Source organism: Campylobacter sp. BCW_4323, from assembly GCF_001763115.1.
Lineage (GTDB): Bacteria > Campylobacterota > Campylobacteria > Campylobacterales > Campylobacteraceae > Campylobacter_D > Campylobacter_D jejuni.
The window spans coordinates 1-3,153 of sequence record NZ_MJYC01000054.1 but is presented as its reverse complement, the minus strand read 5'-3'; the positions used below and the strand labels follow the sequence as shown (position 1 = coordinate 3,153).

Annotated in this window: 3 protein-coding genes; 2 read left to right on the top strand and 1 reads right to left on the bottom strand. The window is 24.3% G+C overall.

Annotation, left to right across the window (positions count from 1 at the left end; genetic code table 11):
- The coding region (locus AJN60_RS04925) for a hypothetical protein (protein ID WP_222546079.1) at positions 1-338 on the bottom strand (338 nt) is incomplete at its 3' end.
- 217 nt (positions 339-555) lie between these two features.
- Between AJN60_RS04925 and AJN60_RS04920 the strand changes: the two genes are divergently transcribed.
- Together AJN60_RS04920 and AJN60_RS04915 are read left to right on the top strand one after the other, a co-directional pair.
- Entirely contained in the window at positions 556-1,161 is a 606-nt protein-coding gene (locus tag AJN60_RS04920) for an IS607 family transposase (RefSeq protein WP_070243226.1), read from the top strand.
- Positions 1,139-2,386 carry an RNA-guided endonuclease InsQ/TnpB family protein gene (locus AJN60_RS04915; protein ID WP_070243227.1) on the top strand — a complete coding sequence of 416 codons (1,248 nt, stop codon included), beginning with the start codon at positions 1,139-1,141 and terminating at the stop codon, positions 2,384-2,386. Before AJN60_RS04920 ends, AJN60_RS04915 begins: the two co-directional genes overlap by 23 nt.
- Positions 2,387-3,153 lie beyond the last annotated feature (767 nt).

Below are 3,153 nucleotides of genomic sequence, written 5' to 3'. Positions count from 1 at the left end.
CTATGCCTACTCTTAAAAAATTCATAGTTTTTCAAATCAATTTTGCTTAAATATTCTTGCGTTTGGGGTTTTATTATTGCATATAATTCTTGGATATTATTGCTTCTGAGTGGATCTAAAAACGAATATGCATTATAAATTTCCTCGCCAAATTTAGATATGGTTACGCTATCGGCATAAATAGCAGTAAATGTGTGTGAAAAATAACAAAAATAAAAACTTCCAATCTCAAAAATTTTATCTTTGCCGACAAATTTCTTTACAATAAGGTCTTTATTTGTGGCATAAATTTCTTTTGTGTTGAGTGTCCGCAAAATTTCCATAAGATAACCAAACATAACAACCATAAATATAAGGCTTATTATACCGAATAATACTATATCCCAAATCCCTTTATCAAAAGCTTGATATAGCTTTTAGTTTTTTCCATTATTATTTATCCTTTCTAATAAAATCTAAAAGTCTTTGATATTCATTGAAAAAATTTATATAAAGATATTAACTAAATAATTATATAATTTATATAATTTATATAATTACAATTAAGGAAAATATTTGAAAGCAAAAGAAGTTTTAAAGCTTTTAAAAATAAGTCGTGTAACTCTTTATAAATATGTTAAAAGTGGAAAAATAAGAGTTACGCAAATGCCAAATTCTTCATACCTATATAACAGAGAAGATGTTTATAGATTAGCAAATATTAAAGATGAAAAACTAAATGTTATATATGCAAGAGTAAGCACCCACAAACAAAAACAAGATTTAAAAAATCAAATAGAAAACACAATCGCTTTTTTAAATGCAAAAGGAATAAAAGTAGATAAGGTCTATGAAGATATTAAAAGTGGAATGACTTTAGACAGAAAAGGTTTTATGGAGCTTTTAGATGATGTTATGCAAAAAAGAATTAGTGTTGTTTATATAGCTTATAAAGATAGACTAGCAAGACTATCTTATGATTTAGTGGAAAAACTTTTTAACGATAATGGTGCTAGAATAGAAATTATTAACTCTTGCGAAAACAAAGCACTAGAGCAAGAATTATTTGAAGATATTATGCAAACAATACACTCTTTTTCTATGAAAATGTATTCAAAGAGAAGATTAGCCAATAAATTATTAAATGAAAGCAAGGCAAATGAAAACATTACAAAGAGTTGAAAGACATATAATTAAGCCCTACAATAAAAATTACAATTCACTTTTATTGCTTGCAAATAAGACTAAAAACTTATATAACTATGTTAATTACTTGCTTAGACAAGATTTTATAACTAAAAAACCACAAATAAAAGAGTATGATTTAAGTAAAAAATTAGCTAGTGAAAAACAATTTGATTATAAAGAATTACCTAGTCAAACAGCCCAACAAACAATTAAATTATTATATAAAGATTGGAAAAGCTTTTTTAAATGTTTAAAGTCTTATCAAAAAGATAAGAACAAATTTACAAGTAATCCCAAACTACCTAAATACAAAAGAAAAGGAGAAAAAGGTCATCATATAGCTATATTTACAAACCAACAAGCAAAAATAAAACAATATAAAAACTTTAATAAAATCGTATTTCCTAAAAGTGTAAATATAAAATCTATCATTACTAAAATAGATACTAATATTTCAAGTCTAAAACAAGTTAGGATTATTCCCAAAGCAACTTGTTTTATAGTTGAAATAGTGTATGAAACTAATCAACTAGCTATTAATTATGTAAAAAACAGCTTTTTATCTTGTGATTTAGGTTTAAATAACTTTGTAACTACAATAGATACTCAAAGCAAACAGCCTTTAATTATCAATGGCAAAGGTATTAAAAGTATAAATCAATATTACAATAAGAAAAAAGCATATTTACAAGCAATAGCAAAAAAGAGTAATAATAGATTTATCACAAAGCAACTACTAAAATTATTAAACTTTCGTGAAAACAAATTAAATGATTTTTTACATAAAGCAAGTAATTTTTTAGTTAAGTATTGTGTTAAACATTCTATTGAAACATTAATTATTGGTAAAAATAAAGAATGGAAAAAAGAAATTAATTTAGGTGCTAAAAATAATCAATCTTTTACTTCAATACCTTATGAAAACTTTATTTCTAAATTAGCTTATAAATGTGAAACATATGGTATTAATTTCGTTTTAACAGAAGAAAACTATACGAGTAAATGCGACCATTTAGCTAATGAAAAAATGAAACATCAAGAAAAGTATTTAGGTAAAAGAATAAAAAGAGGTTTATTTAAATCAAGCACAAATAAAATATTGAATGCTGATGTTAATGGAGCAATAGGCATAGCAAGAAAAGTATTCCACAATGCAGTGCAAACTCTAGTGGATAGTGGAACAGCGTTCGTTCCTATAAAAATCAATTTAGCCTTTTAGGTAGATTGAAAATTTATAAAAGATTTTTATATAAATTTTAATATTTTATATGAAAATTTGGGCGTTACAAGATAATTCATCATATTAAAATAAAAAATAATTATTTCTTATAATTATTTTGTAAAATATTATATAATAATATTATTATTTAAAATTAATTTTATTATATGTTAATAAATATTAGTATATTATAGTTACTATAAATATATATAAAATTTATAGAAAAAGGAACTTTTATGCAAAATTTAATTAAACTGAGTTTATTAAGTGTAGTTACTGCTTGTGTTTTTTCTGCTTGCTCTTTAGAGCCAAAAAAGTATGTAATACTATGAAGATCCAAAAAATCCTACAGAGTTAGAATCTAAAATCAAAGAATGTGCAAATGCTTATAAGGCAAGTTATTTTAAATCATTTAATTACAAACCACAAGTAAGCACAAAAGAACTTATGGAACAAGCTAGAGAAAATATAAAAATATAAATGAATGATCTTTTTCAAACTCTGGGTGAAAGCATAAAGCAAATCGACCTCCACCCACGCTTTCTTAGGACTTACCAAAGACAAAAGTCCTGATGAGCTTGATAAAGCAGATGAAACATTAAGACAAGAATATCTTAAAAACAAAGAGTTTAAATTAATTAAAAGTATTAAGTAGATTGGTTATAATAAAACAATTTATCTATATTAGGAGTAAATTTGCAAATTCCTATTTATTCTAAACTCAAAGAAAAACTAGAAAGCAAAGGAATAGACAATATATCAAGTGG

Bases quoted from the DNA above. Each gene is read 5' to 3' on its own strand.
- AJN60_RS04915 (WP_070243227.1), top strand. From the start codon at position 1,139: ATGAAAACATTACAAAGAGTTGAAAGACATATAATTAAGCCCTACAAT.